Raw genomic sequence first — 19,234 nt, 5'->3', positions numbered from 1 at the left:
GCTCATACATACACGCCCTTACGATAAATCGTGCCACACACTGTATAGGCTACGGATTGCTCCGTGCTTTGCACTCCCGCAATCCTGCAGGTGACCGACTTCGTCGGTCTTCCGCGGCGTGAGCCCCACCGCTTCACACAATGTGTGAGCGGATGTGGCTCACTGTTCGCGCATATTCGGATTTCACACGTTCGCACCGATCTTATTACATATGGTCAAAGAGGCGGCAGGTTCAGCCTGCCGCCTCTTTGCTCTCTTCGGAAGAGGAACTTCCCGAAGAAGTCCCTCCCTCTTCATCTCCGGAGGAACTGTCCGCGGCAGTTCCTCCGCTCTTTGCACTCGAATCCGATGCTGTGCTCTCCCCGGTGATGTAGGGGAAGAACACATCACTCCGGTTGTCCTTGTCAAACATCGAATTGTATTCCAGTATATTATAGTTCCTGATCCATTTTGCCTCGTCACCGGTTGCGTTTTCCAGATGCTCAAACTGCTTCGTCGTCTCCGAATAGTATCCACGGGAATTGATCGCCGGCACGGTCTTCATCATCTCCGCCAGGAACTTGTTATACGCGGGAAGTTCAATATTCGCTCTTTCCAGCGTCAGAGTAGACAGATAGTTCAAACTGGTGCAGTCAATCGTGGTTGCATCTGTATCATAGTTTGTCCAGATAAAGAAGGGCACCTTGAAGAAGTTCTCCAGCTCGTCCATGGTCAGTCCGGACATTCCCTTTCCGTTCAGATACCGGTAGAAATACTCGTCCAGACTCGGCTGATGATCTCCGAAGAATACGATCTCAACCGGATCATCAACACCTTCGAAGTACTCGACCAGGTTTTTCACCGCGGTATCGGTCGCCTGCGCGCAGGTCAGATACTGATTGACATCGCTGAAAATTCCCGGTTCTGCCGTTACCGTCGGCGTGAAGTTGGAATACGTGCCTGTGTAACCGCCGTGATTCTGCATCGTAATGCCGGTGATCAGAAGACTCTCTCCGTCTTTTTTCTCGTTGTAGCGGTTGATAATCTTGTCAAAGAGCTCCTGATCCGTGATATAGTCACGCATGATATTTGTCTGATCAAAAAATCCCGCCGGATCATCCATGAAATACGTTTCATCATATCCAAGCTTCGGATACACAGTCTTTCTGCTCCAGCCGCTTGCGTAGTAGGGATGCATGGCAACCGTCGTGTAGCCCATATTTTTTAATGTGGATACAATGGAGAACGGGGTATTGTTCATATACTGCTGGTACACAACAGATCCGGACGGCAGGAACGCCATGGAATTTCCGGTCTGATACTCCCACTCGGAGTTCGGCGTCTTAGCGCCAAAAACAGACGACAGGGCATAGCCCTTTATCGTATTCTCGCTCATGGAATGAATGAACGGCATGTAGTCACCCACATTGGTCTCCAGATTGCCCAGTACGGAAAGATCCGCAAAGGACTCATCCATGATGAAGATGATCGTCGGATTCTTGACCTCCTCGTTTGTGGTCACATTCTGAACCGCATCCGCGTCCTTATAGGTATCCTCCAGTTTTTTCACTGCACTGGCAGAGTAACCCTCCGGCGGCTGGACAAAGTTGTCGCGGACACTGAGGACAAAATTCAGAACAAAGCCGTTCTGATAAGTTCCCTTCTGTTCCCATGTCTGGGTCTCTGTGTTCGCTGTCTTCTGAAACACATAGCCGAAAAGCGCAATCATAAGGGCCGCGCTGATGATTCTCTGCAGCCAGTGCCAGGTGTATTTCACCTTGATTTTCCGGACAAGCATCACATACAGGATGCTCAGCATAATGATATACGCGCCTCTGTCATGCAGAATGAACGAGTAGTTCTTGACAACACTCAGTCCGGTTCCGACCGTGATCAGATCCGAATATACGATTTCATTTCCACGAACCGTGTATACAAAATAGTTCGTGTACGCAAAAGCCGTCAGCGCACAGTGTGCCGCGATTGCGGACCAGGACGGCCGGCTGAGAATCAGCTGAAACAGGAAATAGACCGACAGAATCAGCAGAACATTCATCAAATGTGTATGTTTTGAGGTCTTGATAAAAAAATCAGGCGCCAGGATTACATGCTGCACGCAGAACTCCGTGAACTTGCAGCTCAGAACAAACAGAATCGCCGTCCAGACCCACGGAACCCTGTCGCTCAGCTCAAAATCAATATTCGTGACAACAAACAGCACGCCGGCATAGGGAAGCAGCGTCCAGAGCATATATCGGGTGATCGCATACATCACAACCGCCGCCGCCAGAAGAATGCCAAAGCAGAGCATTCGCTTTTTGGTGATATTAAAAGATATCTTCATTTCAGCCGTACCAACTTTCTGATGTGAATTCTCATCCTGAAAAAGTATTTTCGGATGACGCGGTTAGACACTGTTTACTAACATATCATAAATCCGCGTCGAATCAAGTCTTTTTCACATTTTATTCACAAAAAATACCTGCAGTTCCTGTTTCCGCGCAATCCTTGAAACACAAATTACATCTCAATCAGCTTCAGATTTTTCTCCAGCTCTGAGTAATCCCGGATCACCGCCGCGCCAGGCTCCGCGCCTTCATGCCTTGCGGCAAGCTCCGCCGTCTGATACAGGATTCCCCGCAGGCCCGCCTCCCTCGAGCCGAGTACATCCAGCCTGTAGTTGTCTCCAATATAGACACATTCGTCCGGCTGGAAACCCGCTTTTTTCACACAGAAGCGGAAAAATTCCGGGTCCGGCTTCTCCGTGCACACCTCGGCACTCGTAATCAGATCCTCCAGCAGACTTCCCATCCCAAGCTTACGGACTTTTCTGTACTGGATCCAGGACAGCATATTGGTCGCGCAGGCCACATAATATCCCCGATTTTTCAACTCCCCAAGAAACCGGTAAACGCCTTTCTCCGGCGTCATATTCTGAATCAGCGTGTCCCAGTAAATGTCATACATCATACCTGCATACGGGAAAACCGGTTGCCCGATATCCTGCAGGAAGCGGCTGAAGCGGATCAGCCTGTCGTGGGTCGCAGCCTGTTTCCATCCCATCTCCCCGATCAGCTGATCCATGATCTCGTGGATTCTCCGCCCGGTGAATTCTTCCGACAGACCGAACTGCCGCGCACAGAATCTGTTCAGCGTTTTCTGTGCCGCGTCATCGGCGTTATCATAGCTGTACAATGTGTTGTCCAGATCAAAAAATACTGCTTTTCTCATGTTCCTCCCACTTAATCAAGGTTCTTCCTCTGCGCGTGTCTCTTTGCTCAGTCTGACCCATCCGTATCCGGCTGGATCTGTAAACTATACCTCCCGCAGCCTGCATGCCCCTGCATTCAGTCTGACACATCCGTATCCGGCTGGATCACCACCTGATAACCCGGGAATTCTCTTCTGACATCTCCGCATACATCCTCCACAAGAGCCTCCCTGTCCGGTACGAAGAAGTCGATCACCATGTCAAAGCGAATCGTTTTTTCCTTTTCATCCAGGTAAAATCCGTGAATCTGCAGAACATGATCGTGGGACATGACGATTTCTGTCACCCGTGTCTGAATCTTTCTCGCCAAATCATCCTGTGTATTCATGGAATAGATGCCGATGCCCGTCAGAATGACACCTGTCTCGCCGTATATCTTATGCGCGATTCTTCTCTCGAGCTCATCGATTTCATCTGCCGTGCAGGTATCCTTTACCTCGATGTGAACCGATCCCAACCATTTATCCGGACCATAGCTGTGCAGGACAAGATCATAGGCTCCGTAGACACCTTCTACCTCCTCGATTTTTTCCTTTACCGTTCGCGACAGCTCGCTGTCCACACGCTCTCCCAATATCTGACTCAGGGTGTCTCTGAGCATTTCGATTCCGGATTTGATGATGACAACGGAAATCACTGCGCCGAGCCAGGATTCCAGCGAAATATGGAAGAACATATAGATGAACGCAGCCGCAAGCGTCGATGCCGAAATGACGGAGTCCAGCGTCGCGTCCTGTCCGGAATTCACCAGAGAATCTGAATTCACCTTCTCACCGATACGCTTCACATAGCGTCCGAGAACGATCTTCACGACAACAGCAACCGCGATGATCACGAGAGTCAGTGCGGAATAATCCGCTTTTTCAGGATGAATGATTTTTCCCACTGATTCCCGCATAGAGCTGATTCCCGCATAGAGCACAATCAGGGAGATAATGGCAGAGCTCAGATATTCCACCCTGCCGTAACCCATCGGATGCTTCCGGTCCGGTGCCTTTCCCGCAAGCTTTGTTCCAACGATGGTGATCACCGAGGACATCGCGTCGCTCAGGTTATTTACCGCGTCAAGAACGACCGCTATCGAATTCGACAGCATTCCAACAATCGCCTTGAATACCGCGAGAAGCACATTTGCTATGATTCCCGTGATACTCGTCCGGATGATCACCCGGTCACGCCCAGAATCCTGAAGCGTTTCCGGCAATTCCTGTCCCCGCTCCGCGTTTTCTGTCTCGCCTGTTCCGGCTTCGTGAACGCCTTCGATGTCTTTTCTGTCTCCGGGATTTTTATTTTCCATGATTTTCCCTTCTCCTGCTTCATTACTTTCCATGTTTTTCCTCTCTCCGGGTTTTTTACCTGTTCTGTCTGTTTTACTATCTTTCATTACTGCTCCCTCTGAAGCGTGCCCACGCCAGTGCGTATCAGTCATCCCAGATAATGGTGCCTCTGAGTTCTCTCTTCCAAAACCTGCCTGTGCCCGTGCGTACCCGGCACAAACGACATGTGTATCGATTATAAGAAAATCAGATAGCGATATCAAGCCATCTTCCTTTATTTTCTGTACATTTTCTCGTCATTTGCGGATCTCCCCCTCATCCACCCGGATATTACCGTGGTTCTGTCTTTCCCTCCCGGGGATTTCTCCTGATTTCTGTTCTTTTCTTCTTGCCTTTGAAGGTGTTTCTTCTTATACTATAAGGCGATAACAGCAGATGATGTACGGGTTACCCATTACCCAACAGGAGGAAAATTCATGAAGGAATTTAAGCCAATCAAGGAAGGCAAGGTCCGCGAGATCTATGATAACGGCGACAGCCTGATCATGGTCGCTACAGACCGTATTTCTGCGTTTGATGTAATTCTGAAGAACAAAGTTACCAAGAAGGGCACCGTCCTCACACAGATGTCCAGATTCTGGTTTGATTACACCAAGGATATTCTGCCGAACCACATGATCAGCACGGATGTCAAAGATATGCCGGAATTCTTCAGACAGCCGCAGTTCGACGGCAACAGCATGCTCTGCAAGAAGCTGACGATGCTCCCGATCGAGTGCATTGTTCGAGGATACATCACAGGAAGCGGCTGGGCAAGCTATCAGAAAACAGGCCTTGTATGCGGAATCAAGCTTCCTGCCGGACTCAGAGAATGTGACAAGCTTCCGGAGCCGATTTACACTCCGAGCACCAAGGCAGAGATTGGCGATCATGACGAGAATATCAGCTACGAGAAGAGCATCGATGTTCTCGAGAAGCTTTACCCGGGACACGGCGAGTACTACGCAAACTGCCTGAAAACCTATACCCTCAAGCTCTACACGGAATGCGCCGAGTATGCGCTCTCCAAAGGCATCATCATCGCCGACACAAAGTTTGAATTCGGTCTCGACGAAAACGGCAATGTCGTTCTCGGTGACGAGATGCTCACTCCCGACAGCTCCCGTTTCTGGCCCGCAGAGGGTTATGAGCCGGGACATTCACAGCCGTCCTTCGACAAGCAGTTCGTCCGCGACTGGCTCAAGGCAAATCCGGACAGCGATTACAACCTTCCTCAGGATGTCATCGACAAGACGATCGCGAAATACAAGGAAGCCTACAAGCTTCTGACCGGTTCCGATCTGAAATAACGAACGTACATGCAGCTGTCCTCCGGGCAGCTGCATTTCTGTCTGTGTTAGGTTTTCGTAAATTTCGATAAACTGCGGAATCGTTCACATAATGTTCATTTTATCATCAAAGGTAATTCACATCCCCCTGCTAGACTGTAAACCATAGTACAAAGCAAACTACTTAATTTCTTTTTCATTGACCGATTTCATATCGGTTTCTCCTTCCTTTATTTATTTAATAAGAGACGGAACTGCATGCTGGAGCAGTTCCGTTTCTTATTTTTTCGTTTTTTTCTATCTATCTTCTTCGGGTTGTTTCCCGATTTTTGCGTATATACTCTTTGAACGCACAGCCGGGGCATCTATGCCCCGCGTACGCATAAGACAGCGGCCCCGGGCAACGCCGACATGATCGACTTCATCCTATGCCCTGCGTGCGTATAAAACCGGAAACAGTTTCAAAAACCAACGAGATAAAACACGCTGCGCGAGTTTTATCTCGCTATCGCGACGCTCGCCGCACACGAATACTTCGCATTCGGCTGCGGCTCACTGTTCGCGTAAACAATGCACCCGGAGACAATATGTCTCCGGGTGCGTCTGACTCGATATGTTTTATTGCATCTCAGAAAAAATCTTATTCGCGCTTACCAGCTTCACACAGAGGGTGAAAAGCTTCGCCGCCGTCTTCAGATCATCGATCGGCGGATAGGTCGGAGCGATACGGATATTGGAATCGTGCGGATCCTTTCCATAAGGCCATGTAGCTCCGGCGCCAGTCATCTGAACTCCCGCCTTTTTGCACTTTCCTACGATTTCCTTCGCACAGCCGTCCAGAGCGTCAAAGCTGATGAAATAACCGCCCTTCGGCATCGTCCATGTACCGATCTCCAGTCCGGAAAGCTCCTCGTCCAGAATCTGCTCCACCGCCTCGAACTTCGGACGGATGATATCCGCCTGCTTTCTCATGTGCTCCACCATGCCGTGAATATCCTTGAAGAAACGCACGTGACGAAGCTGATTGACCTTATCATGGCCGATTGTCTGATGCTTCATGGTCTCCAGAATGTCCTTCATGTTGTTCGGCGACGTAGCCATTGCCGCGATGCCGCTGCCCGGGAAGGTGATCTTGGAGGTAGACGCGAACTTGTATACGAGATCCGGATTGCCGGCACGCTTGCACTCGGCGAGAATCTCAATCAGGTAATCCTGCTTGTCGTCATAGAGATGATGAATTCCATAGGCATTGTCCCAGAAAATCCGGAAGTCCTTTGCCGCCGGCTTCAGTCTGGCGAAGCGGCGCACCGTATCATCGGAATAGGAATATCCCTGCGGATTCGAGTACTTCGGAACGCACCAGATTCCCTTGATGGAATCATCGTTTGCGACAAGATTCTCGATCATGTCCATATCCGGGCCGGTCGGAGACATCGGCACCGGTATCATTTCAAAGCCGAAATATTCCGTGATTCCGAAATGACGGTCATATCCCGGGACCGGACAGAGCCATTTTACCTTGTCCAGCTTGCACCACGGTGTATTCCCCATGATTCCGTGGGAATACGCGCGTGAAATTGTATCATACATAACGTTCAGAGAGGAGTTTCCATAGATGATGATATCATCCGGATTATTCTCCATCATATCTCCGATCAGAACCTTAGCCTCATGGATTCCGGTCAGAACTCCATAGTTTCTGCAGTCCGTCCCGTCCTCGCAGGTAAGATCCGCATCTGACGTAAGAGCGTCCATCAGTCCCATCGAGAGATCCAGCTGCTCCTGACAGGGCTTTCCGCGTGCCATATTCAGGTTTAATTCCATCCCCTGGTACTTCTTGTACTGTTTTCTGAGTAATTCGATCTCCGACGCAAGCTCTTCCTTGCTCATTTCCTTGTAAGGCTTCATATCCTGTACTCCTTCCGATGCGGTTTATCTGATCCTGTCTGATACAAAATGGAGGATCCATTCGTATTTTTCAGACCATCGAGTGCTATTATAACACCGATATGCAAGTATTTCATCAGTATCTTGCAAAATTGTGGATTATTGACAGGCAAAACCTTGCAGAAAAGAATTTTTTGTTCATTTAATATTCATCTTTACTTCAGCATCAGAAATGCTCCGAGATTTCCCCGCATCCCGTGGCTGGCCCTGTGAGAAAAAAGTACCTTCGGATTGCAGCAGGTGCACACCCCCGTTACAGAGATCTGCTCCGCCGACACACCGGCATCCTCAAGGACGATCCGATTTGTCTCCCAGAGATCCAGCTGATAGTGCCCGTTATGCCTGTCCTCCAGAATCTCACTCTCATGTCCGTGAAATTCATCCGCCATACGCTGTGCCACATCGTCGCTTACCTCATAACAGTCCCGGCAGACGGAAGGTCCGATCGCACAGATCAGATCTTCCGGATTGGTTCCGTAATTTTCCCGCATTCTCTGTACGACAGCCGCTCCGATTCTTGCCACAGTTCCCCTCCAACCGGAATGTGCCATGCCGATTGCGCGGTGCACCGGATCCACGAACGCCACCGGAACGCAGTCTGCAACGAAAATGCTCAGCACCAGACGGCGCTCATCCGTCACCAGGGCATCCACATCGTTCTGATCCTGCGGTCTTGTCAGACCCTTTCCAGCATCCGCCTCCGTCACGGTCCGGACATTTGATGTGTGCATCTGCGAAGAGAAAACAAACCGGTCTGAATCAACTCCGAATTCCTGAGCAACTCTTCGGAAATTCTCCCGCACGTTCTCCTCCCGGTCGCCTCTGGAAAAACTCAGATTCAGGGAGCGAAGGTGCTCCATTCCGGGCTCCGTTCCGCTCACACCGCCTATCCTCGTGGTAAATCCATGCTCCACAATCCCCGTCCGGTCCAGGGAAGGAAACTTCAGAAGCGGAATCCGCTCACCCGCCAGAACAGGCAGGTCCGTATTCTCCTTCCTGTTCAGTGCTATTTTAATCTTATCAGTTGAAGAATATGCCATCTATTCCTCCCATAACTCATACAGCTTGTGGCACCCCGCTTGCAGTTTTTTCCTGATTTTTGGGACAAAAATCAGAACCGGCGCAGCGCATACAGCTTGTTGCCCCTCCGCTTACGGGCCATGGTGCTTTACTTTCTGCTCTTATCCGTGATCCAGTCGATCAGCTCCCCGTCAACCACCTCGTGATCCAGTTCATTCAGAATTTCATGCCGGTCACCGGGATATATCCTGCATTTCACGTCGCGCGCTCCGCATTTCCGGAAATTCTCCGCTACCTTCGCGGGCCCCTTTCCGAAATTTCCTACCGGGTCATCTCCGCCGCTCACAATCAAAACCGGAAGCTCCTTTGGTATTCTGCTGATATTCTCTTCCTTCTCAGCAGTCTCAATCCCGGTAAAGAGATTGTAATATGCGTTCAAGGTAAACATAAAATTGTTCCAAGGGTTCGCGCAGTATGCATCGACGATTGCCGTATCGCGGGTAAGCCAGTCATTGGCTGTCCGCGCAGGCTCAAATTTTTTGTTGTAGGAGCCCAGTGCCATGTTATTGACAAACGGACTCCGATACCTCCAGCCCTTAATAGCAGCGATCGTTTTACAGATCGTCTTTCCTGTCCTGAGCGTACCCGCGCTCTGATATCCGGTTCCCGAGATCACCGCCCCGGAAAGCCCTTCCCCGTACTCCTCAATATACTGCGCGGTCAGGAAGGAGCCCATGCTGTGTCCCAGGATAAAATAAGGTACGCCCGGATATTTTTTCTCAGTCATCTCACGCAGACTCTGAATGTCTCCAATCACACAGCGGTTTCCATCTTTTTCCGCAAAATAGCCGTAATCCTCTTCGCTGACAACGGACGCGCCGTGTCCCAGATGGTCGTTCCCCACGACATAAATTCCCTTTGTGTTCAGAAGATTCGCAATTCTGTCGTATCGATCGACAAATTCCACCATGCCGTGAACCACCTGAACGACTGCACTGACCTCACCATCCGGAATCCACTCGATCGCGTGAATCGATGTTCTCCCATCCTTTGAAGGATATCTGAAATCCCTTTTCATGTAAAAACCTCCCTTGTCTCAGTTTCCCTGATCTCCAGTTCAACTGTCGTATGAAATTCTTCCCCTTGAACCCCAATTACCTTTCCCTAAGCCCCGATTGCCTTCCTCTAAAACCGCAATTACACTCCTCCTACCTTCACTCCTCATAGGAATCCCGGGCACTCAGATAAACCGTCTCAAAGGCCGCCCCCGTTTCCCTGGCTGCCCTGACAACGCTTTCATATTCCGGATACACCTTCTTCCTGCTGCCGATGCTCACGGTTTTGACCTCAATCTCTCCATAAGGAGTCATCACCTTTTCCGCCTTTCTGGGAAGCGTATCTCTCTCCATCCGGACTCTGCGGATTCCGATCGTCGTCGTCTCCTCAAAGATGATCCGCTCCAGAGCCGGAATTTCCTGCTCGTCGCAGAGCACCGTGAGAAGCCATCCCGGCCGGTTCTTCTTCATATAGACCGGCGTATAATGGGCATCTCTTGCCCCTTTCTCCAGAAGCCGTTCCAGCGTATAGCCGAGGGCCTCGCCGCTGCAGTCATCAATATTGGTTTCCAGCTTCCATATGCCGTCACCGGCCGTAAGGCCGTCGGAAAAGTTCCTGTTCTCTGCCCCCGCCGCTTCTGCTCCGATTATAATCCCGCTCCCGGCGGAACACGGCTCTGCAGCTCCGGCGCAAGGGCTTTCCGATTCCGGAACCTCCACGGGTTCAATCAGCATAGCTCTCAGGATTCCCGGGACCTCCTGTTCCCGCTTCCCCGCTCCCAGTCCTGTGGCAAGGATCCGGAATCTTCCGGGAAGATGGTCAGAGGTGATGACCGCGGCAGCAAACGCTGCTCCCGTAGGCGTCACATATTCCCCCTGCCTGTCGCAGATCTCAAGATTCAATCCGCCAGCCTGAGCGATATTCATGACCGCGGGAACCGGAACTGGCAGAAGTCCGTGCTGTGTGCGTACCATTCCTCTTCCCTCACAGAGCCTCGGGATGATCACCCCATCTGTCTCAAGGCTGTCCATACATACCGAGACCGCCACAATGTCCACGATGGAATCAATGGCTCCGACCTCATGAAAATGGACCTGCCCCGTCGGAACCCCGTGTGCTTTGGCTTCCGCCTCCGCCAGAATCTCAAAAATTCTGCCTGCGAGCTCCAGTGCGTGATCCGACATATCGACATCCGCCAGGATATTCTCGATCTCCTCCAGCGTCCGGTGCGCGTGATGCGCTTTATGTGCCGGCACCTCCCCCGCCATTTCCCGGCTGCCGTAAAGATAAGCCGCGTCATGGTCGTGATTCTCATGCTCCTCGTCCAGAATCACACGAAAATCACAGCAGTCTATGGCTGATTTCCTCACTCTTCCGATTTCGACACGGAAGCCTTCCGCATGAATGCTTCCAAGCGCCCGGTCCAGAGCTCTGCGGTCCGCGCCCAGATCCAGAAGCGCCGCAACTGCCATATCCCCGCTGATTCCGGACGCGCAGTCCAGATACAGATATTTTTTCCCCTGATTCCTCATCCCCATTCTGTCATTCCTTTCCGGTTCCACTTCGCTCCCTCGCAGCCGTCAGAACAAAGATCTCCTTATCCAAAGACCTTCCTTTTTGACGATTTCTGACGACGACATCCCCGCCCGGCTGCTTCCGCTGCCTCATAGAAAAATCACATACCACAGACTATCCAGACTTCTTACCGGCCATCTGCGTCCGTTTCCGTTACACTGCCCCGGACAGCAAGACGGTTGATCTGCGTAGCCATATATCCGGCGCCGTACCCGTTGTCGATATTCACTACCGCTATCCCGTTCGCGCAGGAATTGATCATCGTCAGAAGGGCCGAGAGTCCGTTCAGACTGGCTCCATAACCAACCGATGTCGGAACTGCGATCACCGGATTCCGGACAAGTCCTCCGAGAACACTCGCCAGTGCCCCCTCCATTCCCGCAACCGCAACGACACAGTTTGCTGCCTGGATTTCCTCCATATGTGCGAACAGCCGATGTATCCCGCTGACGCCCACATCATAGATCCGGTCCACCGCAGATCCAAAAAATTCAGCCGTCTGCGCCGCTTCTTCCGCAACGGAAATATCCGCTGTCCCCGCGGTGCAGACGGCAATTCTGCCGCTTCTCACCTTATCTTTTTTTTCCACCTTGAGGATATGAGAAACCGGATCATAGACCACTTCCGGAATCACGTCTTTGATCATCCGGTACTGGTGATCACTCGCGCGGGTGCCCAACACCTCTCCATATTGTCCGAGCATCTTTCTGTAGATACTGACCAGGAAATCATCCGTCTTTCTCTCACAGTAGATAACCTCCGGGAAACCGGTCCGTGCATCCCTGTTCATGTCCAGCTTCGCGTACCCCATCTCCTCGATGCCGCCTCTGTCGAGCAGCTTCTCCGCCTGTGCGACACCGATCTCGCCGTTCTTCACTTTTTCCAGTATTTTCCTAATATCCGACATTCTCACACCCTTCTGCCCGTACATCTGGAAACCGCTGCAACGCATCTTTCCAGCGCGCTGTAATTCTCACACCCTTCCATTTGTACAGTCTGGAAACCGCTGCAGCACATCTTTCCAGTGCGCTGTAATTCTCACGCCCTTCCGCCTGTACAGTCTGGAAATCTCCGGGTCATGCCTCGGTTCCATGTTCCTTCTGCTCCCTGGTGAGCGTCTCGTTCATGCTGCCGGAACGGTATCCCTGAAGATCCATCGTCACATATGCAAATCCATAATTCTTGAAGCTCATCACAATTGTCCTGCGGATTTCGTCCCGCATCAGCCTTGGAAACTCCTCCGGCAGAACCTCGATCCTGGCGATTGTCCCGCCGTGGATTCTCACCCGTACCTGATGAAATCCGAGATCCAACAGAAGCTGCTCGGCCTGATCCACCATGTGAAGCCTGTCCCTCGTAATCTCCTCTCCGTATACAAATCTCGAAGACAGACAGGCGAAGGACTGTTTGTTCCACGTCGGGAGATTCATTGCCTTCGACAGCCTGCGAATCTCCGCTTTATCAAGACCCGCATCCCTCAGCGGGCTCTTAACGCCAAGCTCGGCTACCGCCGTAAGTCCGGGACGATAATCGCCGTTATCATCCATATTCGATCCCTCCGCGACGAAAGCAATCCCGTTTTCCCTCGCGATGCCCAAGATCTTCTCAAAAAGCTCATGCTTGCACAGGTAACAGCGGTTCTTCGGATTATGCCGGAATCCCTCGATCTCCAGCTCCTCCGAAAGCACCACCTCATGACGAATTCCTTCCTTCTCGCAGAATTCCTCCGCCTCCCTGAGTTCCCTCTCCGGAAAGGATTCTGACCTTGCGGTTACAGCAATCATTCTGTCCCCCAGTACATCATGCGCAGTCTTCACCAGAAAAGTCGAATCCACACCGCCCGAAAAGGCGACCGCAAGGCTTCCGAAGCCCTCGATCTCCCTTCGCAGGATCTGAAGCTTCCCTTCCAGTTCCTGATCAATTCCCTCCACCGGTACATTGAACGCCGTCATCATCCGCTCCTCCTCTGTGTCGACAACCGCAGGCATTTCTTACAAAAACAGCCCGCATCTATGATGTCCATATAGGAACATTATATATGCGGGCAGATTGATTTGCAACTGACCTTCACAGCACCGGTAACAGCAAAACGCACGGCACAAAACTCAGAACGCAAAGCGATGGACACAAATCACACGATGCGCATTACCCGATACGCATTACCCGGTGCGCATTACCCGATGCACATTACCCGATGCGCATTACCCGATGCAAAAACGCAGGAGCACTCTGCTCCTGCGTTTTTGTATAAAGAAATTATATTCGATACCGTTATGAACCCGATCCGTCCGGAAGAAGACGTCTCACCGTCACGATATTGTCGTAATCTGCATTGGTGTAGGTAATTCCCTGTGCTTCATTCGCCGCATTGATGATCTGGCCGTCACCGGCATAGATACCGACATGTCCGTCATAGCAGATCACATCTCCTACCTGTACATCAGAATAGGAAACCTCTGTTCCGTCGTTCTCAATATCCCACGATGTTCTGGAAGTATTGATGCCGAAATGATTGTATACCTGCTGAACGAATCCGGAGCAGTCTACTCCGTTTGTCAGACTGTTACCGCCATAGACATATGGATTGCCCAGGAACTGCTGCGCATATGCCAGAAGCGCGGAACCGGATGCTGTAGAGGTGCTCCCGGTCGCCTGATATGCCTGCTGTGCTGCCTGTCTGGCAGTGGAAACATCTGTTCCCGTGCTTGCCGCGATCTGCTGCGCTGCCTGCTCAATTGCCGCAGACGCCTGCGCGCTGTTTCCGGATGAGCTTCCGCCTGCAGAAGCAGTTCCGTCCGATGATCCGCCCGCAGCAGAAGCCGTATAGGTATACGTATCTGCGGAACCGCCGTCAGACGCAGCTCCATTGTTCGATGATGCAGCTGTGCTGTTTCCGGATGAGCTTTCGCTGTCAGATCCGGAGGCTCCGTTTCCGGAACTCTGAAGAGCTACCACCTGACTGATATAACCGTTCTGCTGATCAACCAGCTGCTGATACTCCTGTGCCTTCTGATATGCGTCCGCGATTCTCTGATCTGCGTCACTATACTGTGCCTTTACCTGTGAGATAAGGTCCTCCAGACGGGCCTTATCCGTTGTCAGCGTATCCTTATTCTTCTGAAGTTCAGCTTCCTCATTGTTCTGCTGCTGCTGAAGGTCCGTTACCTTTGTTACAGAATCCGCATATGCCTGAAGCTGCTTGCGGTCGTAATCATACAAAGTTCCGGTATAACTCTTCGAATTCAGCCATGCATTCAGATCGCCATCCTCAAGGAACACCTTGATCCATCCAGCGTCGCCGCCCTTCTCGTAGATATACTGAATACGGAGCTTCATTGCCTCGTGCTGCGTATCTCTGTCCGAGATTGCTGCCGCAAGATCCGTCTTCGTCTTCTCCATATCAGACTCAAGAGTCGTAAGTTTGCTGTTCACAGAATTGATCTCGGCAACCGTTGTGACAAGCTGTGCTTCCAGGTCATCAATCTGCCCGAGAAGCGCCTGTTTCTGAGCCTCAAGCTCATCAATCGAGTTGTTCAGCGAACTCTCTGTCACCGCAGACCCCGTATCATCCGCGCTGACCGGTACTGCCGGCGCAGCCGTGAGAGCAATTATAAGTCCGATCACTGCAAGTTTATTTCTCTTCATCAAAAAATCTCCAAAAAGTTAAATACTATTTCTCCGTGGAAACCTTATACATATTCTGATGCTCGCTGCGGGGCATCACCGTTCTCTGTTCCATATTTCAGCCCCATAGAAAAGGGAGCATTAATAAAAATGAAACATTTCATTAATCTTTCTCATAATAGCATAACTTTTCAGGTGTTACAAGGGCGAACGAAATGAAATCGACGCATTCTTTTAATTTTTTTAATATCTTTTACCCAAAAAAGACACCGTTTCTTTACAAAGCCTGAATCGACATCCGTGCTGACTTCGCTCATCTTCACAATCAGCCCGGGCTCGCGAGCAGAATCACCATCTCAGCCGTCTCCACAATCTTTGTGCCGGAATCCATCGCGCATTTCTGCAGATACCGGTGGGCCTCTGGTTCCGTCATATGGTTCCTTGCCATAAGGATTTCCTTCGCCTGATCAATCTTTTTCTGATCCTCTTCATTTCTGGGAACCGGCTTGTCCTTTTTTCTCCTCTGCGGGACCTCACCCAGCATCGGAGAAAGCGTCTGGAGAAGCTCATGCACCTTTAAGGGTGTCGGCAGGTAAACCGTGTTGGCGGGGAGAACCTCGTCATCGACATTTCGCGGAGAGGTTACCAGAAGGATCTGAAAGCTGTCCGGGATGCCCTCGGCGAGATCGAGATATATGCCATCGGCAAGCCGATAACCGCAGATCACAACCCCGCCGTACAGAGTACCTGCCAGCGAGATGGCCCGGTCTACCGTTGTACATACGCCGTTAACATTCAATCCATGACGAACCAGAATTGCCCGTATTTTCTTAGCATCTTCCAGCTTGGAATAAGCAACAATAATACTTCGCAATCACATATCCTCAAATCATCCAAAAATACACAGCCGAAGAGTCAGTATCTGCCAAGATAGGTCTGAAGCTCCCAGTTTGTGATAACCGAACGGAAGTCTCTCCATTCGCCAAGCTTCTTCTCCTTAAAGCCGTCATAGATAAAATCGCCCAGAACTTCACGGATCATGGGATCCTTATCCGAATATTCCATTGCCTCTCCCAGTGTCTCCGGCAGAGTATCAAGATGCATATTCTTCAGCTCCCACCTTGATTTTCCGGACAGACGGACATCCGCCTTCTCCGGCGCCTTCATCCTGTTCCGGATGCCGTCCAGGCCGGCTGCCAGGATGACCGCAAATGCCAGATAAGGATTGCAGACTCCATCGGGGCTTCTGTACTCGATGCGGGCATTATTTCCCTTGCGATGGGGCACATTGATCACTGCCGAGCGATTCGCCAGATTATCTGACCACGCGATCTGCGTAGGCGCGTCAAAACCGGGAATCAGTCTCTTATAGGAGTTTACAATTGGATTTGTGAACAGCGTGATCGATTTGCTGTGTGCCAGAAGACCCGCCACGAACTGCTGACCGGTTTCTGACAGGTCTCCGCTTCCGGTTTCATCCGCAAAGAGATTCTTGCCAAGCAGATCCCGGCAGATAATATTGATGTGCATTCCGGATCCGTTGACCCCCTCCGTTGGTTTCGGCAGGAAGGTTGCATAGAGGCCATGCTTTTTGGCTATGGTCTTCACCACCATCCGGAAAGTCACTACGTCGTCAGCGATCCGGTCCGCGCGTCCCTCCGCAAAATCAATCTCATGCTGTGCCGGTGAAATCTCGTGATGAGAACCGAGCACCTCAAAGTCCATCTCTTCCAGCGTGAGGATAATATCTCTGCGCACATTCTCCGCCAGATCGAGCGGAGCTACATCGTAAAACCCGGCGATCTCATGTGTTGTCGTTGTCGGATGCCCTTCGTCATCGGTATGAAACAGGAAAAATTCCTGTTCCGGACGGATCTCGAACCTCAGGCCCATGTCAGCCGCTTCCTTCAGAACTCTTTTGAGCACCTGACGGCAGTCGCCTGCAAAAGGCTCTCCCTCTTCTGTGTAAATATCGCAGTACATCCGGGCAACCTTTCCTGTCTGAGGTCTCCACGGATAGATTTCAAACGTATCAAGATCCGGGTACAGATACAGCTCCTCCGCCCCGTCCCGGATACCTCCGATGGCAGATGCCTCGAAGGTGCATCCATTGTTGAGTGCCTGCTCCAGGTGGCTTGCGGTAATTGCCAGATTTTTCGGCATGCCGAAGATATCGGTGAACTGAAGACGGATAAACTCTACATCCTCTTCCTCTACGATCCTGAAAATATCCTGCTTCGTATACTTGCCCATATATACCCTTTCCCGGAACCTGTCCGTTCCATACAGTTTATCTGCAATTAACAGTATGCATCATAGCGTTCAGCCGTGCGCTTTCAAATACTTAATTTATATCATATCCGTTCTAAATTTGCATTACAAGTTGTAAAACGATGGAATATTCAAAAAGTCCTTGAAGTGCTGTCCTGTCTCTGCTAGAATAGTGATGTTACACAGTGGGTTTGGCTCATGTCCTTTACAGTGAGCTTCCCGCAGATCAAATACGGAGATGTACTCAAGTGGCCGAAGAGGTCGCACTCGAAATGCGATAGGTCGGGTAACCGGCGCAAGGGTTCAACTCCCTTCATCTCCGCTTCTTAAAAAGACCTGTCCGGTGATCCGGGCAGGTCTTTTTCATGTTCTGATAAACACCTTCGCTTATCCTACTTTGATAATCCCTTTATCACAAAACCGGCACCCTTTCGGATGCCGGTTTCGTTTCTATACTTTTATGCCGCGTTTTGAATGCGGCGTGTCAGTTTGCGATTTAGTAAACCTCTGCCCACTCTTCGATGTTGCTCGGATCGAACTTGAACGGCTGTCCAAGGATAACCTCAGAAGCACCGTCAGCGTTTGCGGTAATCTCATACGGATTGCCATCGTTCAGATCTCCTGCGGAGAAGGTGTCGCCTACAGCGCCGGTCATGGAGCCGTTAACCAGAGCTACGGAAGCATATGCTGCCAGAGCGCCGAGGTCAATCGGGTTCCACAGGAACATGTACGGGCAGGAATGAGAATCATCGTCACCGATGTACTCTTTCATCTCAGACGGAAGTCCAAGTCCGGTAAGCTTTACAGAAGACTTCTGGTCCTGAAGAACCTTTGCTGCTGCAGCGATACCTACGGTTGTCGGGGAGCAGATAACCTTCAGATCCGGATATTTGGTCAGAAGAGCCTGTGTCTGGTCTGTGGACTTCTGAGCCTCATCATCGCCGTATGCGATCTCGTCAAGCTTCAGATCCGCATATTTGTCATCGGACTCAGCGATCTCTTTCATCGCGGCGATCCATGCGTTCTGGTTTGTCGCCTGAGAGGTAGCGGAAAGAATCGCGTACTCGCCGGAGCCGCCGGAGATATCATAAACTGCGTCCATAAGAGCCTGCGCGATTTCCTTAACGCCGGCCTGGTTGCAGAATACAGAACGATAATCAGCGTCAACATCGGAGTCGAGGGTGCATACCTTGATTCCGGCGTCAGATGCCTGCTTCAGTGCCGCGTCAAGAGCGCTTGCGTCATTTGCCGCAACCGCGATGGAGCTTACACCCTGTGAGATCAGAGACTGGATAACTGTGATCTGCGCATCAGCAGTGGCATTATCCGGATAAGATACGATGATCTGGTCATCAGAGCATCCCAGTGCCTTCAGAGCATCCTGGAATCCGGAAGCTTCTCTCTCGTTGAACGGGTTTCCGGCTGACTTCGGAACCAGTGCATAGGTGCCGGATACATCACCGACTCCGCCGGCTGCCCCGGATGTGGAGGCAACGGCCTCAGCACTGCTGGAAGAAGCAGCTGCGCTGCTCGCGGATGAAGTGCCTGCTGTGGATGATGTGCTTGCCGAGGAAGCAGAACTGCCTGAGGATGACTTGCTGCTGGTGGAAGTAGATGTGCTGCTTCCGCATCCCGCTAACAGTCCGGCTGCCATAGCGGCCGTCAGTACTACGCTAACTACCTGTTTTTTCATTGTTAAACCCTCCTGAATCATTCTGGTCTCATCGACCATTTGCTGTTTCCGGTCTCGCCGACCGGTTACCCCCATCAGAAACCTCCTGTGATTTCTGACTGTAGATTAAGTGTAACATCACCATTTTTTTCTTGAAATGGTAATATTTTTAGAAAAAAGGTACAATCCAACGATGCAGGCTCCTCGAAATCGC

At 51.0% G+C, this 19,234-nt stretch carries 14 protein-coding genes and 1 tRNA gene; 2 read left to right on the top strand and 13 right to left on the bottom strand.

Going from position 1 to position 19,234, the window contains the following annotated elements; all coding sequences use genetic code 11:
- Positions 1 to 232: 232 nt before the first annotated feature.
- The 3 genes from ACTNDI_RS05005 to ACTNDI_RS04995 all read right to left on the bottom strand — a co-directional run bounded on the left by ACTNDI_RS05005 (position 233) and on the right by ACTNDI_RS04995 (position 4,580).
- Positions 233 to 2,323, bottom strand: a complete 2,091-nt coding sequence (locus ACTNDI_RS05005) for an LTA synthase family protein (RefSeq protein ID WP_441099656.1) — start codon at positions 2,321 to 2,323, stop codon at positions 233 to 235.
- Positions 2,324 to 2,499: 176 nt separating this feature from the next.
- On the bottom strand, positions 2,500 to 3,210 hold the full coding sequence (locus ACTNDI_RS05000) for an HAD family hydrolase (protein WP_441099655.1): 711 nt from the start codon (positions 3,208 to 3,210) through the stop codon (positions 2,500 to 2,502).
- Positions 3,211 to 3,326: 116 nt separating this feature from the next.
- On the bottom strand, positions 3,327 to 4,580 hold the full coding sequence (locus tag ACTNDI_RS04995; RefSeq protein WP_441099654.1) for a cation diffusion facilitator family transporter: 1,254 nt from the start codon (positions 4,578 to 4,580) through the stop codon (positions 3,327 to 3,329).
- A gap of 423 nt (positions 4,581 to 5,003) precedes the next feature.
- On the opposite strand from ACTNDI_RS04995, the gene ACTNDI_RS04990 reads away from it, so the two are divergent.
- On the top strand, positions 5,004 to 5,876 hold the full coding sequence (locus ACTNDI_RS04990) for a phosphoribosylaminoimidazolesuccinocarboxamide synthase (RefSeq protein ID WP_441099653.1): 873 nt from the start codon (positions 5,004 to 5,006) through the stop codon (positions 5,874 to 5,876).
- Between the two features lie 597 nt (positions 5,877 to 6,473).
- Here the strand turns inward: ACTNDI_RS04990 and ACTNDI_RS04985 are convergent.
- From ACTNDI_RS04985 to ACTNDI_RS04945, 9 genes are all read right to left on the bottom strand, one after another.
- Positions 6,474 to 7,763, bottom strand: a complete 1,290-nt coding sequence (locus tag ACTNDI_RS04985) for an aminotransferase (RefSeq protein WP_441099652.1) — start codon at positions 7,761 to 7,763, stop codon at positions 6,474 to 6,476.
- A 194-nt stretch (positions 7,764 to 7,957) separates the two neighbouring features.
- Positions 7,958 to 8,842 carry a peptidoglycan editing factor PgeF gene (gene pgeF, locus ACTNDI_RS04980; RefSeq protein ID WP_441099651.1) on the bottom strand — a complete coding sequence of 295 codons (885 nt, stop codon included), beginning with the start codon at positions 8,840 to 8,842 and terminating at the stop codon, positions 7,958 to 7,960.
- A 128-nt stretch (positions 8,843 to 8,970) separates the two neighbouring features.
- Complete coding sequence (locus tag ACTNDI_RS04975) at positions 8,971 to 9,900, bottom strand: alpha/beta fold hydrolase (RefSeq protein WP_441099650.1); 930 nt, start codon at positions 9,898 to 9,900, stop codon at positions 8,971 to 8,973.
- Between the two features lie 136 nt (positions 9,901 to 10,036).
- Complete coding sequence (larC, locus tag ACTNDI_RS04970) at positions 10,037 to 11,416, bottom strand: nickel pincer cofactor biosynthesis protein LarC (RefSeq protein WP_441099649.1); 1,380 nt, start codon at positions 11,414 to 11,416, stop codon at positions 10,037 to 10,039.
- 164 nt (positions 11,417 to 11,580) lie between these two features.
- The gene (gene larB, locus ACTNDI_RS04965; RefSeq protein ID WP_441099648.1) at positions 11,581 to 12,360 is read right to left on the bottom strand and encodes a nickel pincer cofactor biosynthesis protein LarB; all 780 of its coding nucleotides are present in this window, start codon (positions 12,358 to 12,360) and stop codon (positions 11,581 to 11,583) included.
- 169 nt (positions 12,361 to 12,529) lie between these two features.
- Positions 12,530 to 13,375 (bottom strand): ATP-dependent sacrificial sulfur transferase LarE, encoded by an 846-nt coding sequence (gene larE, locus ACTNDI_RS04960; RefSeq protein ID WP_441099760.1) that lies wholly within the window; start codon positions 13,373 to 13,375, stop codon positions 12,530 to 12,532.
- 349 nt (positions 13,376 to 13,724) lie between these two features.
- On the bottom strand, positions 13,725 to 15,098 hold the full coding sequence (locus ACTNDI_RS04955; protein ID WP_441099647.1) for a C40 family peptidase: 1,374 nt from the start codon (positions 15,096 to 15,098) through the stop codon (positions 13,725 to 13,727).
- A gap of 304 nt (positions 15,099 to 15,402) precedes the next feature.
- Positions 15,403 to 15,951, bottom strand: coding sequence for an ANTAR domain-containing response regulator (locus ACTNDI_RS04950; protein WP_441099646.1), 549 nt, complete (start codon positions 15,949 to 15,951; stop codon positions 15,403 to 15,405).
- Between the two features lie 41 nt (positions 15,952 to 15,992).
- Positions 15,993 to 17,330 (bottom strand): glutamine synthetase family protein, encoded by a 1,338-nt coding sequence (locus ACTNDI_RS04945; protein WP_441099645.1) that lies wholly within the window; start codon positions 17,328 to 17,330, stop codon positions 15,993 to 15,995.
- A gap of 252 nt (positions 17,331 to 17,582) precedes the next feature.
- On the opposite strand from ACTNDI_RS04945, the gene ACTNDI_RS04940 reads away from it, so the two are divergent.
- A tRNA-Ser gene (locus ACTNDI_RS04940) sits at positions 17,583 to 17,670 on the top strand.
- Between the two features lie 174 nt (positions 17,671 to 17,844).
- Here ACTNDI_RS04940 and ACTNDI_RS04935 read toward each other — a convergent pair.
- Entirely contained in the window at positions 17,845 to 19,041 is a 1,197-nt protein-coding gene (locus ACTNDI_RS04935) for a substrate-binding domain-containing protein (protein ID WP_441099644.1), read from the bottom strand.
- Positions 19,042 to 19,234 lie beyond the last annotated feature (193 nt).

Source organism: Bilifractor sp. HCP3S3_D3 (genome assembly GCF_052063915.1).
Classification (GTDB): Bacteria; Bacillota; Clostridia; order Lachnospirales; family Lachnospiraceae; genus Bilifractor.
Note: the sequence above shows the minus strand (reverse complement) of the source record. Positions and strands in the feature narration are given on the sequence as shown.